The organism is Pseudomonas capsici (assembly GCF_017165765.1).
In the GTDB taxonomy this organism is placed as follows: Bacteria; Pseudomonadota; Gammaproteobacteria; order Pseudomonadales; family Pseudomonadaceae; genus Aquipseudomonas; species Aquipseudomonas capsici.
Map to the genome: position 1 here is coordinate 438,388 of NZ_JAFGZD010000001.1, position 13,999 is coordinate 452,386.

The following is a 13,999-nucleotide window of genomic DNA, read 5'->3' on the forward strand; positions in this document are numbered from 1 at the left end:
GGTGTGGGGGTGTCGGCGGTTACGGTGGCGCTGTTCGGGCCACTGATGTTTACAACATCTCCGGTTCAATGGAGAGCGGCGGCGCATTCGCCCTCAATGCCGATCTGTTCCAGAATCGTACAGAGGTGACTCTGGCGTCCAGTAGGCGCAAGTTAGTGTCGGGTTTTATCGCCGCTATGTGTAATGACTGCACAGGGGGAGAGCACGTTCTTACGCTGGCTGTTCGTGAGAACTACGAAAGTGTTGAGGATGATATAAGTGCCTCAGCACTGCTTAGGCTCTGTATGAAAACCTTTGAAACCCCGTCGCAGCCTTTGGTGGCCTGATTTTCCGTAGAGTTCTCGCCTTTTAAGCGAGGGATTCTGCCATGCCCAAGCGATACGAACTTTCCGACGCAGATTGGGAACTAGTCGCTGATCTTTTTACTGCTCATCGTCGCACTGGGCGCCCAAGAGCCGAGGATCGCTTGATACTCAATGGCGTGTGGTGGGGGCTTTGCTCGGGGGACAGCCTGGAGGGACATGCCTGAGCGGTTCGGGCCATGATCGAAGGTCTATCAGCGCTTTCGAGATTGGCGCAACCAAGGCACCTTCAACAAAATGCTCAAACGCTTGCACGTCAAGCTCAATGTCCCAGGACTGATTGACTTGAACACCTGGTGCATCGACTCAACAGCCGTTAGGGCCACCCGAGCCTCTTCTGGGGCAGGTCAAAAAGGGTGGCGCTTGATGTGATAATGTCGGTGGAGGTTTTTCGGAATCCTAAAGCACTCGGTGAAGGTGTCTGAGTATTTTTGTGGAAGAGAAATTTTTTAATATTTGGAGGTGTTGCTGTGGAAAAGATTAGTTGCTCGCATGATTTGGCGAGTGTTAGCCTCAATCGAGAAGAACTGTTGGTTCTAAACTCGGCTTTAAATGAGATATGTAACGGGATAGAAATGTTTGAGTTTGAAGCGCGAATCGGTGCGGATTGTGAGTTTGTTGTTAGCTTGCTTAAAAGTGTTGGTTTTTTGCTCGATGATATGGATCGTCAAGCGAGCTGATTGTAATCATCGTGTGGTATATCGGTGCCAGCCTTGTGCTAGTGTTTTTTTTCAGACTATTTGAACTTCCCGCTTACGGCTCGATAGGGGCAAAAAAACCTGTTATTTAAGAGCAGCCTGAATATGCGATATGACGAAAACCCTCACAACCCCACCTTATAAACAACCTGCCCCCGCTCCAACGGATCCGGATGGCACTCAACCCCCAATGACCGCGCCAAATTGAACATCCTCGCATTCTTAACCGAATCTATCGAAAACATTCTATAAAACCCGTTCAACCGCGCAGCATTCATAAGGTGTTGCATCAGCAACTTGCCCAGTCCGAGGTCTTGCCATTTGTCGGCAACCACCACGGCGCATTCGCAGCAGTAGTCGCCTTCTGTCGCGGCGTAGTGGCTCAGGCCTATTTCACTCAGTTGGTTGTTGTCTTCCATGACCAGGGCGACATAGGTCATGCGCTGTTGGTAGTCGGTGTCCATGATCTGGTCGAGAGCCAGCGGGGCGGGTTCGTTGTTGGGGGAGAGGAAGCGGAAGTGCTGTGTCTGTGGCGACAGGCGTGTGAGGAATTCGAATGCTCGTTGCCGGTCGTCTTCCTGAATCGGTCTGATCAGCAGGTGGGTGCCGTCGTTCAATTCTTCGACCCAGTGGATGAAGCGCAGGTCAGGGGTGTATGGATTGTCGCTGATCGGGTCGCTGGTGACGGTGTTCATGTCTATCCCCTGGAGGCCGTGCGTCGATTGAGCCAGGCTGTTTGCCTATCTTTTACGCTTTGGCACCTTCGGGTCATGATCCAGATCAATACTTCTGTTTGCCCTGTCTGCGTGTAGACTGCCTGCCGTTTGTTCATCGCAGGCTTCGCCTGATGGACGTTTCCACTTCATTGATTCAAGGCGTGCATATGGATCTGCGGCAACTCGAGGCTTTTGCGGCTGTCATGTCGGCGGGTAGTGTGACGGCGGCGGGAAAGATGCTGGGGCGTTCGCAGCCTTCGGTGACGCGTGCCATCCAGGAGCTGGAGCAGGAACTGGGTTTTGCCTTGTTCGAGCGCAGTGGCCCTAAGGTCACGCCCTCGCAGAAGGCGTTCATGATGTACGCCGAGGTGGAGAGTGCGCTGCTGGGTATTCGCAATATCCGCCAGCGCGCGCAGCATATTGCGCTGGACGAGAACCGGCAGATCAAGTTGGTGGCGATACCGGCACTGGCGGCGGGGCTTTTGCCGCTGGCCTTGTCCCGTTTGCCGGAGGATCTGCGCCCGCAGCATATCCAGTTGCACAGCATGTCCCCTGAAAACGTCGTGCAGGCGGTGCTTTCCAAGACCATGGATCTGGGCGCAGTCAGTCTGCCGCTGGAGCATCGCGGACTGGATATTCACTGGATCGGTGAGTCGCCTTGTGTGGCGGTGCTGGCTGCGGATTCTCCTCTGGCGCGGTTCGATGTCTTACCGATGCAGGTGCTGGCCAGTCAGACGCTGATTACCATGTCCAATCCGTATCGTTTTCGACGCCGTATCGACAAGGCTTTTCAGGATATCGGCGGTGCTGTGCCGCACATGCTCGATACCAATACTTCGCTGATTGCCATGCAGATGGCGCGGGTGGGGCTGGGTGTGGCGCTGGTCGATCCTTTCACTGCGCTGGGCGTGCCTGTAGAAGGCGTGGTCGTGCGACCGATGGAATGCAATATCCCGTTCTTTTTCGGTCTGGTTTCGGCGTTCGCCAGCCCGTTGTCCGATGTGGCACAGGCGCTGGTGACGGAGCTTGCTGCATCGGCTCAGGCCTTGCTGCCTTCGGTGATCATGCATGCTCCAGGCGAGCATGACGCCCTGTTACAGAGCATTTACGCCGGTTGAGGCCATGCCGCGAGCGTCGGGCTTATCTGCCTTTTTGATTTCTTATCGTTTTAAGCTATATCAATATTCATTTTTTGCCGTTGTAGTAATAAATATCAGCTTTTAGTATTCGTTTTTTGAATTCATAAGCCTCATGAATTCAATAATTGTGAGTTTGGAGCGTTTTTTGTATGGATTCGCTCTATCCATGATCTTCAGCACGAGTACTGAAAATGTCCGATACAAACGCACCGATTGGCCTTGCCGCCTTGCAGGCCCGTCTCAAGCAGGATCTGGAGTGGCTGGATCTGCCAGCCTCACCCTGGGTCAAGCCGCGTTTGCATGAGGATGCCCCGGTACTGGATGTCGCGATCATCGGTGGCGGAATGGCCGGGCTGGCACTGGCGGCCGAGCTGCGTCATCTGGGTGTGATGACGACGATTTTCGATCAGTCCCCAACCGGTTTCGAAGGCCCGTGGGCGACCACGGCGCGCATGGAAACCCTGCGTTCGCCCAAGCAACTGACCGGTCCGGCGCTGGGTTTGCCGGCCCTGACATTCCGCGCCTGGTTCGAGGCACAGTTCGGGCTTGAGGCCTGGAATGCGCTGGACAAGATTCCGCGTCTGCAATGGGCGGATTACCTGCGCTGGTATCGCAAGGTGCTGGATCTGGATGTGCGCAATGAGCACCGCGTCAGCCGGGTTCAGCCTCGCGCCGATGGTCTGGTCGAACTGGATATCGTCAGTCCTGGCCACAATCGGCACTATGTGGCCCGGCATGTGGTGCTGGCGACCGGGCGTGATGGCCTGGGAGGCCCCTGGGTGCCGGATTTTGCTCATGAGCTGCCTCGTCATGTATGGGCGCACTCGGCCGATGGTTTGCAGGATGACTGGTTTGTCGGCAAGCGGGTGGCCGTGATCGGTGGTGGTGCTTCGGCCATGGACAGTGCCGCCACGGCGCTGGAGGCGGGCGCGCAGAAGGTTGATCTGCTGATCCGCCGTGCAGAGTTGCCACGTATCAACAAGGGCAAGGGCGCGGGCAATCCGGGGATGACCCACGGTTACTGGCGTTTGCCGGACAGCTGGAAATGGCGCATCCGCCGCTACCTCAATGCTCAGCAAGTGCCGCCGCCTCGTGGCAGCACACAGCGTGTTTCCCGTTCTCCTGACTCGCGATTTCTGCTCAACAGCCCGATTGTTTCGGTCCGGCAGAACGAGTCCGGCACGCTGGTGGTGCATACGCCCAATGCGAGGCTGGAGTACGACTTTCTGGTGTTCGCCACAGGTTTTCGAACCGACTTCAAGCTGCGTCCCGAGTTCTCTTCTTTCGCCAGACACATTCAGGTCTGGAGCGACCGCTTCGAGGCGCCCGAGGATGAGTTCGATGCCGAACTGGGTTCCTTGCCGGATCTGGGGACCTGTTTCGAGTTTCAGCAGAAAACCCCGGGCGCGTGTCCGGGGATCGAGAAGATTCACTGCTTCAATTACCCGGCAGCCCTGAGTTACGGGGCGGTATCCGGGGATATTCCGGCTATCAGCGAAGGTGCCAAGCGTCTGGCCCATGGTCTGGCAGGGCAGTTATTCAACGAGGACATCGATTTGCATTTTGCCGCCATGCAAAGTTACGACGAGCCCGAATTGCTGGGTGACGAATGGGTGGCCGGTGCGCCCACAGCCCAAGAGTTGCTCGAATGATCGGCTGGGCTGTGCGGCGTCTGGTGCAGTCGCTGCTGGTCGTGTTGCTGATGACACTGGTGGTGTTCATCGGCCTGAATGCCATCGGCAATCCGATGGATATTCTGGTGGGTGAGGACCTGAATCAGGCCGAGCGCCTGGCGGCCATCGCGCACCTTGGGCTGGACAAGCCGCTGTGGCAGCAATATCTGCTGTTCCTCAAGGGTTCGGCAAGCGGCAATCTCGGTCAGAGCTTTGTCTATCACGAAGACGCCATGCGCCTGATCCTGCAACGCCTGCCTGCCACGTTCGAACTGGCGTTCTGTGCCTTGTTCCTGGCGGTGTTGCTGGGTGTGCCGCTGGGCATGTTTGCGGGCACCTATCCCGATCACCCGGTATCGCGGGTGATGATGGCCACCAGCATTGTGGGCTTCTCGCTGCCAGCGTTCTGGGTGGCGCTGATGATGATCATGCTGTTCTCGATCCATCTGGGCTGGCTGCCAGCCAGCGGGCGCGGGGAGACTCGCGAGTTTCTCGGCGTGCAATGGTCGTTCCTGACGCTCGATGGCCTGCAACACCTGATTCTGCCGGCGCTCAATCTGGCGCTGTTCAAGATATCTCTGGTGCTGCGTCTGACCCGTGCCGGCGTGCGGGAAGTCTTGCCGCAGGAGTTCGTCAAGTTTGCCCGTGCCAAGGGCCTGTCGCCGATGCGGGTAATGTGCATGCACGTGATGCGCAACACCATGATCCCGCTGGTGACGGTGCTGGCAATGGAGTTGGGGTCGACCATCGCCTATGCCGTGGTGACCGAAAGTATCTTTGCCTGGCCGGGTGCCGGAAAGCTGATCCTGGACAGCATCAATATGCTGGATCGCCCGGTTGTCGTGGCTTATCTGATGGTGGTGGTCGTGATCTTCGTGGTGCTCAATCTGATCGTCGATGCGTTGTATTACCTGCTTGATCCGCGTGTGCGCATCGAGGCTGGCCGATGAGTCAGGTACAGGTGGCACGCCTGCAAGTGCAATCGCCATGGCATCTGGGTGCTGTGGAATTTTCCCGCTCCTATACGGCCATGTTCGGTCTGCTGGTGCTGTTGCTGATCATGCTGATGGCGGTGCTGGCACCCTGGATAGCGTTTCAGAATCCCTATGACCTGATGCAGCTCAATGTGCTGGATGCGCGCCTGCCACCGGGCAGTGAAAACCTCGACGGTGGTTACACCTATTGGCTGGGCACCGACGGACAAGGGCGGGATCTGCTGTCGGCCATTATCTACGGGTTGCGTATCAGCCTGTGGGTCGGGATCGGTTCTGCACTGATTGCCGCTGCCGTCGGCACATTGCTGGGCTTGCTGTCGGCCTATGTCGGGGGATGGCTCGATGCCTTGCTGATGCGTCTGGTGGATCTGCTGCTGTCTTTCCCGGTGATCCTCATGGCGTTGATGATTCTGGCCTGGCTGGGCAAGGGCGTCGGCAATGTGATGCTGACGCTGGTGCTGCTCGAATGGGCCTATTACGCCCGTACTGCACGGGGCCAGGCCTTGACCGAAAGCCGTCGCGAGTACGTCGATGCGGCCAAGGGGCAGGGGATAGGTTCATGGCGGATCGTCGTGCGACATATCCTGCCCAATTGCCTGCCGCCGCTGATCGTGATCGGTGCCTTGCAGATTGCCAGGGGCATCACGCTGGAGGCGACCCTGTCGTTTCTCGGGCTGGGTGTACCGATTACCGAACCATCGCTGGGGCTGCTGATTGCCAACGGCTTCCAGTACATGCTCAGCAACGAATACTGGATCAGTTTCTTTCCGGGGCTGGCGCTGTTGATCACCATTGTGGCCATCAATCTGGTGGGTGACCGTCTGCGTGATGTCCTGAACCCGAGGTTGCAACGATGAGCGTGCCCGAAGTTTCCCTGGCACAACCGACTCTGGATGTGCGCAACCTCTGTACGTCGTTCGATACCCGGGCGGGTGTCCTGCCTGCTGTTCGCGATGTTTCCCTGCGCCTGCAACCGGGGCGGATTCTCGGGCTGGTGGGCGAGTCGGGTTCCGGCAAGTCGGTGACCGGTTTCTCCATTCTCGGGCTGGTCGATGCGCCGGGACGTATCAGCGGTGGTGAGGTGGTGTTTCAAGGGCGCGACCTGACGAAGCTGAGCGCTTCGCAGTTGCGCAGCCTGCAGGGCAATCGCATTGCGATGATCTTTCAGGACCCGATGATGACCCTCAATCCGGTCCTGCGCATCGACACGCAAATGATCGAAGCCGTGCAGGCCCATCGCTCCCTGGGGCGACGCGAGGCGCGGCAGCATGCCAGCGATACCCTGGCGCTGATGGGGATTCCCAGCCCGGACGAGCGTCTGAGTGCCTATCCGCATCAGCTTTCCGGCGGCATGCGCCAGCGAGTGGCGATCGCCATTGCGCTGTTGCACGCACCGGACCTGATTATCGCCGACGAGCCGACCACAGCGCTGGATGTAACCATTCAGGCGCAGATTCTCAGCGAAGTGCAAAAGCTTGTGCGTCAGCAAGGAACCTCCCTGATCTGGATTACCCATGACCTGTCGGTGGTGGCCGGTCTGGCCGATGACATCGCGGTGATGTACGCCGGGCGTATTGTCGAGCAAGGACCGGTATCGGCGGTGCTTGACCGTCCGCAGCATCCTTATACCCAGGGCCTGATCGACAGCCTTCCAAGTCGTAACAAGCGCGGCCAGCGTCTGCGGCAGATTCCCGGCATGGCGCCGGATCTGTTGTCCATGCCTGCCGGATGCGCCTTTGCTGCACGTTGCTCACGAGCGAGCAGTCAGTGCGAGCAGGAGCCACAAAGTCGCGAAATCGAAGCGGGTCGTCTGGTCCGTTGTTTTCACCCGGGAGCTGCCGATGAGTATTAACCAGACGCCCATCGTCGAATTGAGCCAGGTCAGTAAAACCTTCGGTAAGCGCAATAACGACAGCACCTTGAGTCAGTGGCTGCAACGCATGAAGTGGTCCAGGCCATCAGCCGTGACACATGCGGTGGATCGGGTCGACTTGCGGATCAACCGTGGCGAAGTCGTGGGGCTGGTGGGTGAGTCCGGTTGCGGCAAGTCAACGCTGGGCCGCATGGTCGCCGGGTTGTTGCCGGTGTCTTCGGGGACAGCCTGCATCGATGGCAAGCGTCTTGAGGACCTGACGGCCGAAGAGCGTCTGGCGGCGCGGTTGAAGATCCAGATGATTTTCCAGGACCCGTCTTCCAGCCTCAATCCGCGCCTGCGGGTCGACCGGATTGTCGGGGAGGGCGCCTTGCTGCATGGCCTGACCGACAAGGCCGGGTTCGACGATTATGTCAGCGCCCAATTGCAGCGTGCCGGGCTGAGTCCACAACTGCGCCAGCGTTATCCGCATCAGTTCAGCGGCGGCCAGCGTCAGCGCATCGGCATTGCCCGGGCATTGGCGGTACAGCCGCAGCTTCTGGTGTGCGACGAGTCGGTGGCGGCGCTGGACGTGTCGATTCAGGCGCAGATCCTCAACCTGTTCATGGACCTGCGCGATGAGCTGGGGCTGACCTATCTGTTCATCAGTCACGATCTCGGCGTGGTTGAACACCTCTGTGACCGCGTGGTGGTGATGTATCTGGGACGGGTGGTGGAGAGTGCCAGTGTCGATGACCTGTTTGCACGAGCCAATCATCCCTATACCCAGGCCCTGCTGGCACAGATTCCGCGCTTCGATGTCCGCAGTGCCCGTTATGACGCGATAAAAGGGGAAATCCCCAGCCCGCTGAACCCGCCTGCCGGGTGTCATTTCCATCCTCGCTGTCCGCATGCCACGGCGCGCTGCCGCGAGGAAGTTCCAACGCTCAGGGAGGTCGCACCCGGCCACCTGAGCGCCTGTCACCTCAATGAATAGCACCGAACGAGCGCCGCAATGGCTGGCGCTCATTGCCATTACGCACAAGGAATAGCCCATGAAACCACTTGTCCGTTCACTGTTGGCCTCGGCCCTGATTCTGGCCGCCGGCAGCGCAGCGGCGCAGAGCCTGCTTATCGGTTATGCCGATCCGGTCTCCTCGCTTGACCCGCAATTGAACAACTATGCCGGTGACCGCTCGGTTGCTCTGCATGCCTTCGAGTCGCTGGTCAATCGGCGTGACGACAAGACCCTGCCGGGTCTGGCGCAAAGCTGGAAAGTCCTGGACGACAAGACCTGGGAGTTCAACCTGCGCAAGGACGTCAAATGGCAGGACGGCAAGCCCCTGACTGCCGATGACTTCGTGTTCTCCTTCGAGCGCGCCCGCAAGGTGCCGGGCAGCGTGGCGTCCTATGCGGGGGCCATGCGCACGGTGGAGTCGGTCACCGCCAAGGACGATCACACCCTGATCATCAAGACCATCACCCCCAATGCCAACCTGCTGCCGGACGTGGATTCGATCTATATCGTCAGCCGCCACGTGGGTGCCGAGGCGCAAAGTGCCGACTACAACAGCGGCAAGGCGATGGTCGGCACCGGACCTTATCGCTTTGTGTCCTTCGTACCGGGCGACCGCACGATCTTCGAACGCAATACCGGCTACTGGGGGCCGAAACCTCTGTGGGATACCGTGGATTATCGCTTCATCTCCAACGCCGCGAGCCGCACCGCGGCTTTGCTGGCCGGTGACGTGGACGTGATCGACAAGGTGTCGCCGACCGATGTGGAGCGCCTGAAGAAAAGCCCGAATGTCAGTGTCTTCGCCTATCCGGGCCTGCGTGCCTTGCTGATTCAGCCAAGCTTCCGGGAAGGCCCCAACGAGTTCATTCGTGACAATGCCGGCAAGCCGCTGCCCGAGAACCCGTTGCGTGATGTGCGGGTACGCAAGGCCTTGAACCTGGCCATCAACCGCCAGGCGATTGTCGAGCGCATCATGCAGGGCACGGTGACCGAGGCCAATCAGTGGATGCCGGCCAAGACCTTCGGCTACAACCCTGAGCTGAAGAACATCCCTTATGACCCGAAACAGGCCAAGGAACTGCTGGCTCAGGCGGGCTTCCCGGAAGGCTTCCAGTTGACCGTACACGTACCGGGCGACCGTTACCCGCAAGCGCCGGAAACCATGCAGGCCGTGGCGCAGTTCTGGTCGCGCATTGGCGTCAAGGTGCAACTGGAAGTACTGCCATGGGCCGTTTACGCAGGCAAGGCCAACAAGAATGAATTTGCGATCAGCGTGGTTGCCTGGGGCAACGGTACTGGCGAAGCCGCCTATGCGCTGACCAACATCCTGACCACGGTGGACAGCGTCAAAGGTCGCGGTGCATCCAACTGGGGCCATTACAGCAACCCGCTGGTGGATCAGGCGCTGGTCGATGCCACCTCCGAGTTCGACGATACCAGGCGCCGGGCGATCCTGGAGCAGTCTGCCAAGGTTGTGGCCGACGATGTCGGCATCATTCCGCTGTTCCATTACCAGAACATCTGGGCGGCGCGCAAAGGCCTGAAAGTGGAGCCACTGGTCAGTGACCGGACAGCCGCGAGCATGGTGACCGAACAGCCTTGAGATAGAGGGGCCTTGACCGCGACAGCGCCAAGGCCCCTCACACAAGTAACAAGTATGTAGGACCGGATTTATCCGGGAAGGCAGTCATTCATGAAGCTGCATTTTGTTTGATGGGATTGAATATGACCTCAACCATAGAGCCAGGCCTCGATGTCCTGGATACCCTGCTGGGCATTGGGCCTGAAACCGGTCTGTACAAGGTGCGCCATGCCCGCGACAAAGTCGTGGCTGCGACTCAGGGCAGTCATGAGCTGTTTTTCGACCCGGCGCTGCAAGACAATCTGTCCCTCGCCGAGCGTTTGCTGGTGGCGTATTACGCCAGCCATCTGACACCAAACGCCTTGCTGAAGGGTTACTACCTGGAGCAGTTGCAGGCGCTGGATGTCGATCCGGTACTGGTGGCCGCGATTGATTCCAGTGCTCTTGAAACGCTGAGCGATGCGCGCCTGTCAGCGATTCTGGGTTTCACCCGCACCCTGATCGAATCACCGGTCGAAGGCGATCGTGCCGCCGTGCAGGTCTTGCAGGCCGCAGGCCTCTCGTCCTCTGAAATCGTGGTGCTGGCGCAGTTGATTGCGTTTCTGTCTTATCAGGTACGTCTGGCAGCCGGCCTTGGGGCCTTGTCGGCTTTGGGAGAAGCACAATGAGTGAGCCCATTCGCAGTAACGGTTTTACCAACGAAGTATTGGGCTGGAAGGCCTGGTTGCCTGCCGTGCAACTGGACAGCGCCACGCCGGAGCAACTGGCGGTGCTGGAAGAAAGCCATCCGCAGGCCAAGACGTCGGATTACTACCTGACGCTGGTTCACCAGCCACAGATCCTGCGTCAGCGTTCCGTTGCGTTCAACGCGATCATGTATGCACCGGGCGGTTTGTCCCGGGCGGAACGGGAACTGGCCAGTACCGTGGTGTCTAGAATCAATCAGTGTGTGTATTGTGCTTCCGTGCATGCCCAGCGTTTCGAGCAATTGGCCAAGCGCAATGAGGTGATTGCGCAGATATTTGCCGATCCACAGACAGCGGGCACTACCGAACGGGAAAAGGCCATTGTTCGCTTTGCCATTGATCTGACACTGGACCCGGCCGCCCTGGGTGCCGAACATATCAGACCGTTGCGTGAGCAGGGGCTCGACGATGGACAGGTGCTGGATCTGATCCACGCCATCTCCATTTTTGCCTGGGCCAACCGGTTGATGCTCAACCTGGGGGAGCCGGTTTATCCTGCTGTGTGAAAAATTGTTTCATTTCTGATAAAAAATATTGTCCGAGTGTTGTACAAAATTACCGCTGTAGTATAGCTTTTACAGCAGAGCCAGCCGGTATGGCGCTGACATTGCCGTTTTACGGTATAGACCACACCGCTGGCTCTTCCTGTCTTTCTACCTGTGGGCTTCGGCCCCCAGGCACCACAGAGGCTTCACATGATCGCGCCGCGCTGGTTGTGGCTGGTGCTTATGCTCAGCGGCAGCGCATTTGCCGATTGGCGTGAAGCATTGCCCGATTCTCGTGTCGTCGGTTCCGGCGACCTCAGTCTGTTTGGATTCCGCATCTATTCGGCTCGTCTGTGGAGTCCGGCAAAGCCGTTTGTGGCAGATGCCCCCATGGCGCTGGAACTCACTTATCATCGTGCCATCGACCGGGAAGACCTGGTCGAGGCCAGCATCGATGAAATCCAGCGTATTTCCGGATCTGCCGTCAGCGATCAGCAATTGTCCGTGTGGCGTCAGCAGATGCAGCAGTCTTTCGTCGATGTCCAGCCGGGCATGAAAATCACCGGGGTTTACCTGCCGGGACGTGAAGCTCGCTTCTATGTCGGCCCCAGGCTGCAGCATGTGGTCCAGGATAGCGAATTCGCCAAAGCGTTCTTTGCCATCTGGCTGGACCCCAAGACCCGTAACCCCGATCTGCGTGAGCAACTGCTGGGTAAATGAGGGCTCAGTAAAGCTCCTTGTGAATGCGCCCCTGATTGACCAGTTGCCTGACAAACGCTTCGGCTGTTTCGATATCGAGACGACCTGCCGAGCGAGCAATGCTGACCAGTGCTTCATCGATGGAACGCTCCAGATTGGCCTTGTTGCCACACAGATACACATGCGCGCCCTGGCTCAGTAAATCCCAGATGACATGGCCATGCTCTCTCAGGGCATCCTGTACGTAGTAGCGGACTTCATTGTCACGTGAGAAGGCCGTGAGCACCTGATCCAGCACACCTTGAGCCTGCCAGTGTTCGATCCGCTCCTTGTAGAGAAAATCCGAAGCCTGATGCCGGTCGCCGAAAACCAGGCAGGTTTTCGGGATTGTGTTCTGGTTTTCCAGCTGCTCCAGCAAGCCGATCAGGGGCGCGATGCCTGTCCCGGTGCCGATCATGATCAAGGGATGGCTCACTCCATCCGGCAGATGAAAGCGAGGGTTGCTGCGCACAAAGATATTCACGGCCTTGGGTTGCCCGGTGAGAAAGCCGGTGGCGGTTCCTTTTCGCTCACGACCAGCGAGGCTGTAAGCCACCTCCCTGATGCACAGGTCCACGTAATCGGGATTGCCGTGAGAAGCAATCGAATAGGCTCTGGGTAAATTGTCGGGCAGCCACTGGGCAAGTTCCCTGGCGGTGAAACAGCCGGGCTCGCAGAAGTCATCGAGCACATCCAGAATGTCCCTGCCGTGCAGGTAGTCTTCCAGTTGCCTGCGGTTGCTGATTTTCAGCAGGGTTTTCAGCGCTTCGTTACCGCTCGCCTTGGCGATATCTCTCAAGGCCTGTTTGCCGATCTGACGCAATTCCTTGCCTGCCAGCCATTCGCATGCCTGTTGGTCATCGAACCAGCGGGCAAGGGCGTCAAGCTGTTCGGGCGCGTTTTCGGCCAGCACGTACAGATTGTCTCCGGCACGGTAATTGATGCCGCTGCCCCGGATATCGAACCTGATGTGGTGCGCATAAGGCGCTGTCTGATTCAGGTGACGCTGCTCGGTGATTCTGGCCGGATAAGCTGCATTTTCGCCGTAGGCGACAACTTGCAGATGCAAGGCGCTGCCTGCCTGGCTGTCGCCCTGCAGCACCCGCTCGAGAACACTGGACCAGGTCGCAAAGAACCCCTCGAAATCGGCATCCGCATCGACCCGGTTGATCGTCGACGTTGCGTTCCTGCTCGACAGAAGAGTGTCCAGTGTCTTGGTAAATCCACAGAAGGTCGGGTAGGCGGTGTCGCCCAGTCCGAAGATGGCGTAGCGCAGACCGGCAAGATCGCTGGCCTGGGTCGCCTGCTCAAGGAACCGCTCGGCGTTGGCCGGCGGTTCTCCGTCGCCGAACGAGCTCGAGACGATCAGCAGCAGGTCGCGTGAGGTCATCTGCGCCAGGTCCAGGCTGTTGAGTTCCCGGACTTGTGGCTCATGGCCTTGCAGACAGGGCAATGACTCCAGACGCTGCGCCAGCCCGCGGGCATTGCCCGATTCGGAGCCGTAACCGATAAAGACTCGTTCGACGTTCATGGCTGATTACCGGTCGTAGTATTCGTCGAACTGTTCCTTGGAGAACTCCAGCGCCTCGAAGTCGCCCATCAGGTCGTTGATGACGCGGCGGATGCTGATGTACTCGATAATGTTGCCTTGCTCGTCGAACACCGGTTGCACGGTGGTATCGACCACATACAGGCCGCCGGTCTTGGCGACGTTGGGAATGACGCCGGTCCAGATTTCGCCTTTCTTGATGGTGTCCCACATGGCTTTGTAGGTGCTTTTCGGGACGGCGGGGTGGCGCACGATGCTGTGGGGCTGACCGACCAGCTCTTCACGCTCGTAGCCTGTCAGCTTGCAGAACAGATCGTTGACGTAAGTGATATTGCCTTGCAGGTCGGTGGTGGAAATGACCATGACCTTGTCGAGAGCATCCAGAACCTTGGTGTTGATCGGGCTTTGCATCGTGAGTCTCCAGAAGAGAGAGTGGTGATCTTTCC

The 13,999-nt window shown here is 58.4% G+C and carries 14 protein-coding genes and 1 pseudogene; 12 read left to right on the forward strand and 3 right to left on the reverse strand.

The annotated features are described in order from the left end of the window. Positions 1–367: 367 nt before the first annotated feature. Together JSY17_RS25560 and JSY17_RS01855 are read left to right on the forward strand one after the other, a co-directional pair. Positions 368–719, forward strand: a pseudogene (locus JSY17_RS25560) (IS5 family transposase); the annotation flags it as partial. A gap of 113 nt (positions 720–832) precedes the next feature. Further along, positions 833–1,042 carry a hypothetical protein gene (locus JSY17_RS01855; protein ID WP_206401240.1) on the forward strand — a complete coding sequence of 70 codons (210 nt, stop codon included), beginning with the start codon at positions 833–835 and terminating at the stop codon, positions 1,040–1,042. A gap of 143 nt (positions 1,043–1,185) precedes the next feature. Here the strand turns inward: JSY17_RS01855 and JSY17_RS01860 are convergent, their stop codons facing one another. Beyond that, positions 1,186–1,755, reverse strand: a complete 570-nt coding sequence (locus JSY17_RS01860; protein ID WP_206401246.1) for a GNAT family N-acetyltransferase — start codon at positions 1,753–1,755, stop codon at positions 1,186–1,188. Between the two features lie 188 nt (positions 1,756–1,943). Here JSY17_RS01860 and JSY17_RS01865 point away from each other — a divergent pair, with 188 nt between their 5' ends. The 10 genes from JSY17_RS01865 to JSY17_RS01910 all read left to right on the forward strand — a co-directional run bounded on the left by JSY17_RS01865 (position 1,944) and on the right by JSY17_RS01910 (position 11,986). Next, positions 1,944–2,894 carry a LysR family transcriptional regulator gene (locus JSY17_RS01865; protein ID WP_117181017.1) on the forward strand — a complete coding sequence of 317 codons (951 nt, stop codon included), beginning with the start codon at positions 1,944–1,946 and terminating at the stop codon, positions 2,892–2,894. 212 nt (positions 2,895–3,106) lie between these two features. Beyond that, the gene (locus JSY17_RS01870) at positions 3,107–4,567 is read left to right on the forward strand and encodes an FAD-dependent oxidoreductase (RefSeq protein WP_206401247.1); all 1,461 of its coding nucleotides are present in this window, start codon (positions 3,107–3,109) and stop codon (positions 4,565–4,567) included. Beyond that, the gene (locus tag JSY17_RS01875) at positions 4,564–5,538 is read left to right on the forward strand and encodes an ABC transporter permease (RefSeq protein WP_206401248.1); all 975 of its coding nucleotides are present in this window, start codon (positions 4,564–4,566) and stop codon (positions 5,536–5,538) included. The genes JSY17_RS01870 and JSY17_RS01875 overlap by 4 nt, the downstream gene beginning before the upstream one ends. After that, entirely contained in the window at positions 5,535–6,440 is a 906-nt protein-coding gene (locus tag JSY17_RS01880; protein ID WP_206401249.1) for an ABC transporter permease, read from the forward strand. The genes JSY17_RS01875 and JSY17_RS01880 overlap by 4 nt, the downstream gene beginning before the upstream one ends. Continuing rightward, positions 6,437–7,435, forward strand: coding sequence for an ABC transporter ATP-binding protein (locus JSY17_RS01885; RefSeq protein ID WP_206401250.1), 999 nt, complete (start codon positions 6,437–6,439; stop codon positions 7,433–7,435). The genes JSY17_RS01880 and JSY17_RS01885 overlap by 4 nt, the downstream gene beginning before the upstream one ends. Then, the gene (locus tag JSY17_RS01890; RefSeq protein ID WP_206401252.1) at positions 7,425–8,432 is read left to right on the forward strand and encodes an ABC transporter ATP-binding protein; all 1,008 of its coding nucleotides are present in this window, start codon (positions 7,425–7,427) and stop codon (positions 8,430–8,432) included. The genes JSY17_RS01885 and JSY17_RS01890 overlap by 11 nt, the downstream gene beginning before the upstream one ends. A 58-nt stretch (positions 8,433–8,490) precedes the next feature. Continuing rightward, positions 8,491–10,056 carry an ABC transporter substrate-binding protein gene (locus tag JSY17_RS01895; RefSeq protein ID WP_206401255.1) on the forward strand — a complete coding sequence of 522 codons (1,566 nt, stop codon included), beginning with the start codon at positions 8,491–8,493 and terminating at the stop codon, positions 10,054–10,056. Positions 10,057–10,178: 122 nt separating this feature from the next. Further along, positions 10,179–10,703 carry a CMD domain-containing protein gene (locus JSY17_RS01900; protein ID WP_206401257.1) on the forward strand — a complete coding sequence of 175 codons (525 nt, stop codon included), beginning with the start codon at positions 10,179–10,181 and terminating at the stop codon, positions 10,701–10,703. Further along, complete coding sequence (locus JSY17_RS01905; RefSeq protein ID WP_117180817.1) at positions 10,700–11,287, forward strand: peroxidase-related enzyme; 588 nt, start codon at positions 10,700–10,702, stop codon at positions 11,285–11,287. Before JSY17_RS01900 ends, JSY17_RS01905 begins: the two co-directional genes overlap by 4 nt. Before the next feature lie 189 nt (positions 11,288–11,476). Continuing rightward, on the forward strand, positions 11,477–11,986 hold the full coding sequence (locus tag JSY17_RS01910; RefSeq protein ID WP_122371189.1) for a chalcone isomerase family protein: 510 nt from the start codon (positions 11,477–11,479) through the stop codon (positions 11,984–11,986). A 4-nt stretch (positions 11,987–11,990) separates the two neighbouring features. Here the strand turns inward: JSY17_RS01910 and JSY17_RS01915 are convergent, their stop codons facing one another. Next, the gene (locus tag JSY17_RS01915) at positions 11,991–13,535 is read right to left on the reverse strand and encodes a diflavin oxidoreductase (protein ID WP_206401258.1); all 1,545 of its coding nucleotides are present in this window, start codon (positions 13,533–13,535) and stop codon (positions 11,991–11,993) included. A gap of 6 nt (positions 13,536–13,541) precedes the next feature. Next, complete coding sequence (locus JSY17_RS01920; protein WP_117167697.1) at positions 13,542–13,964, reverse strand: PAS domain-containing protein; 423 nt, start codon at positions 13,962–13,964, stop codon at positions 13,542–13,544. Positions 13,965–13,999 lie beyond the last annotated feature (35 nt).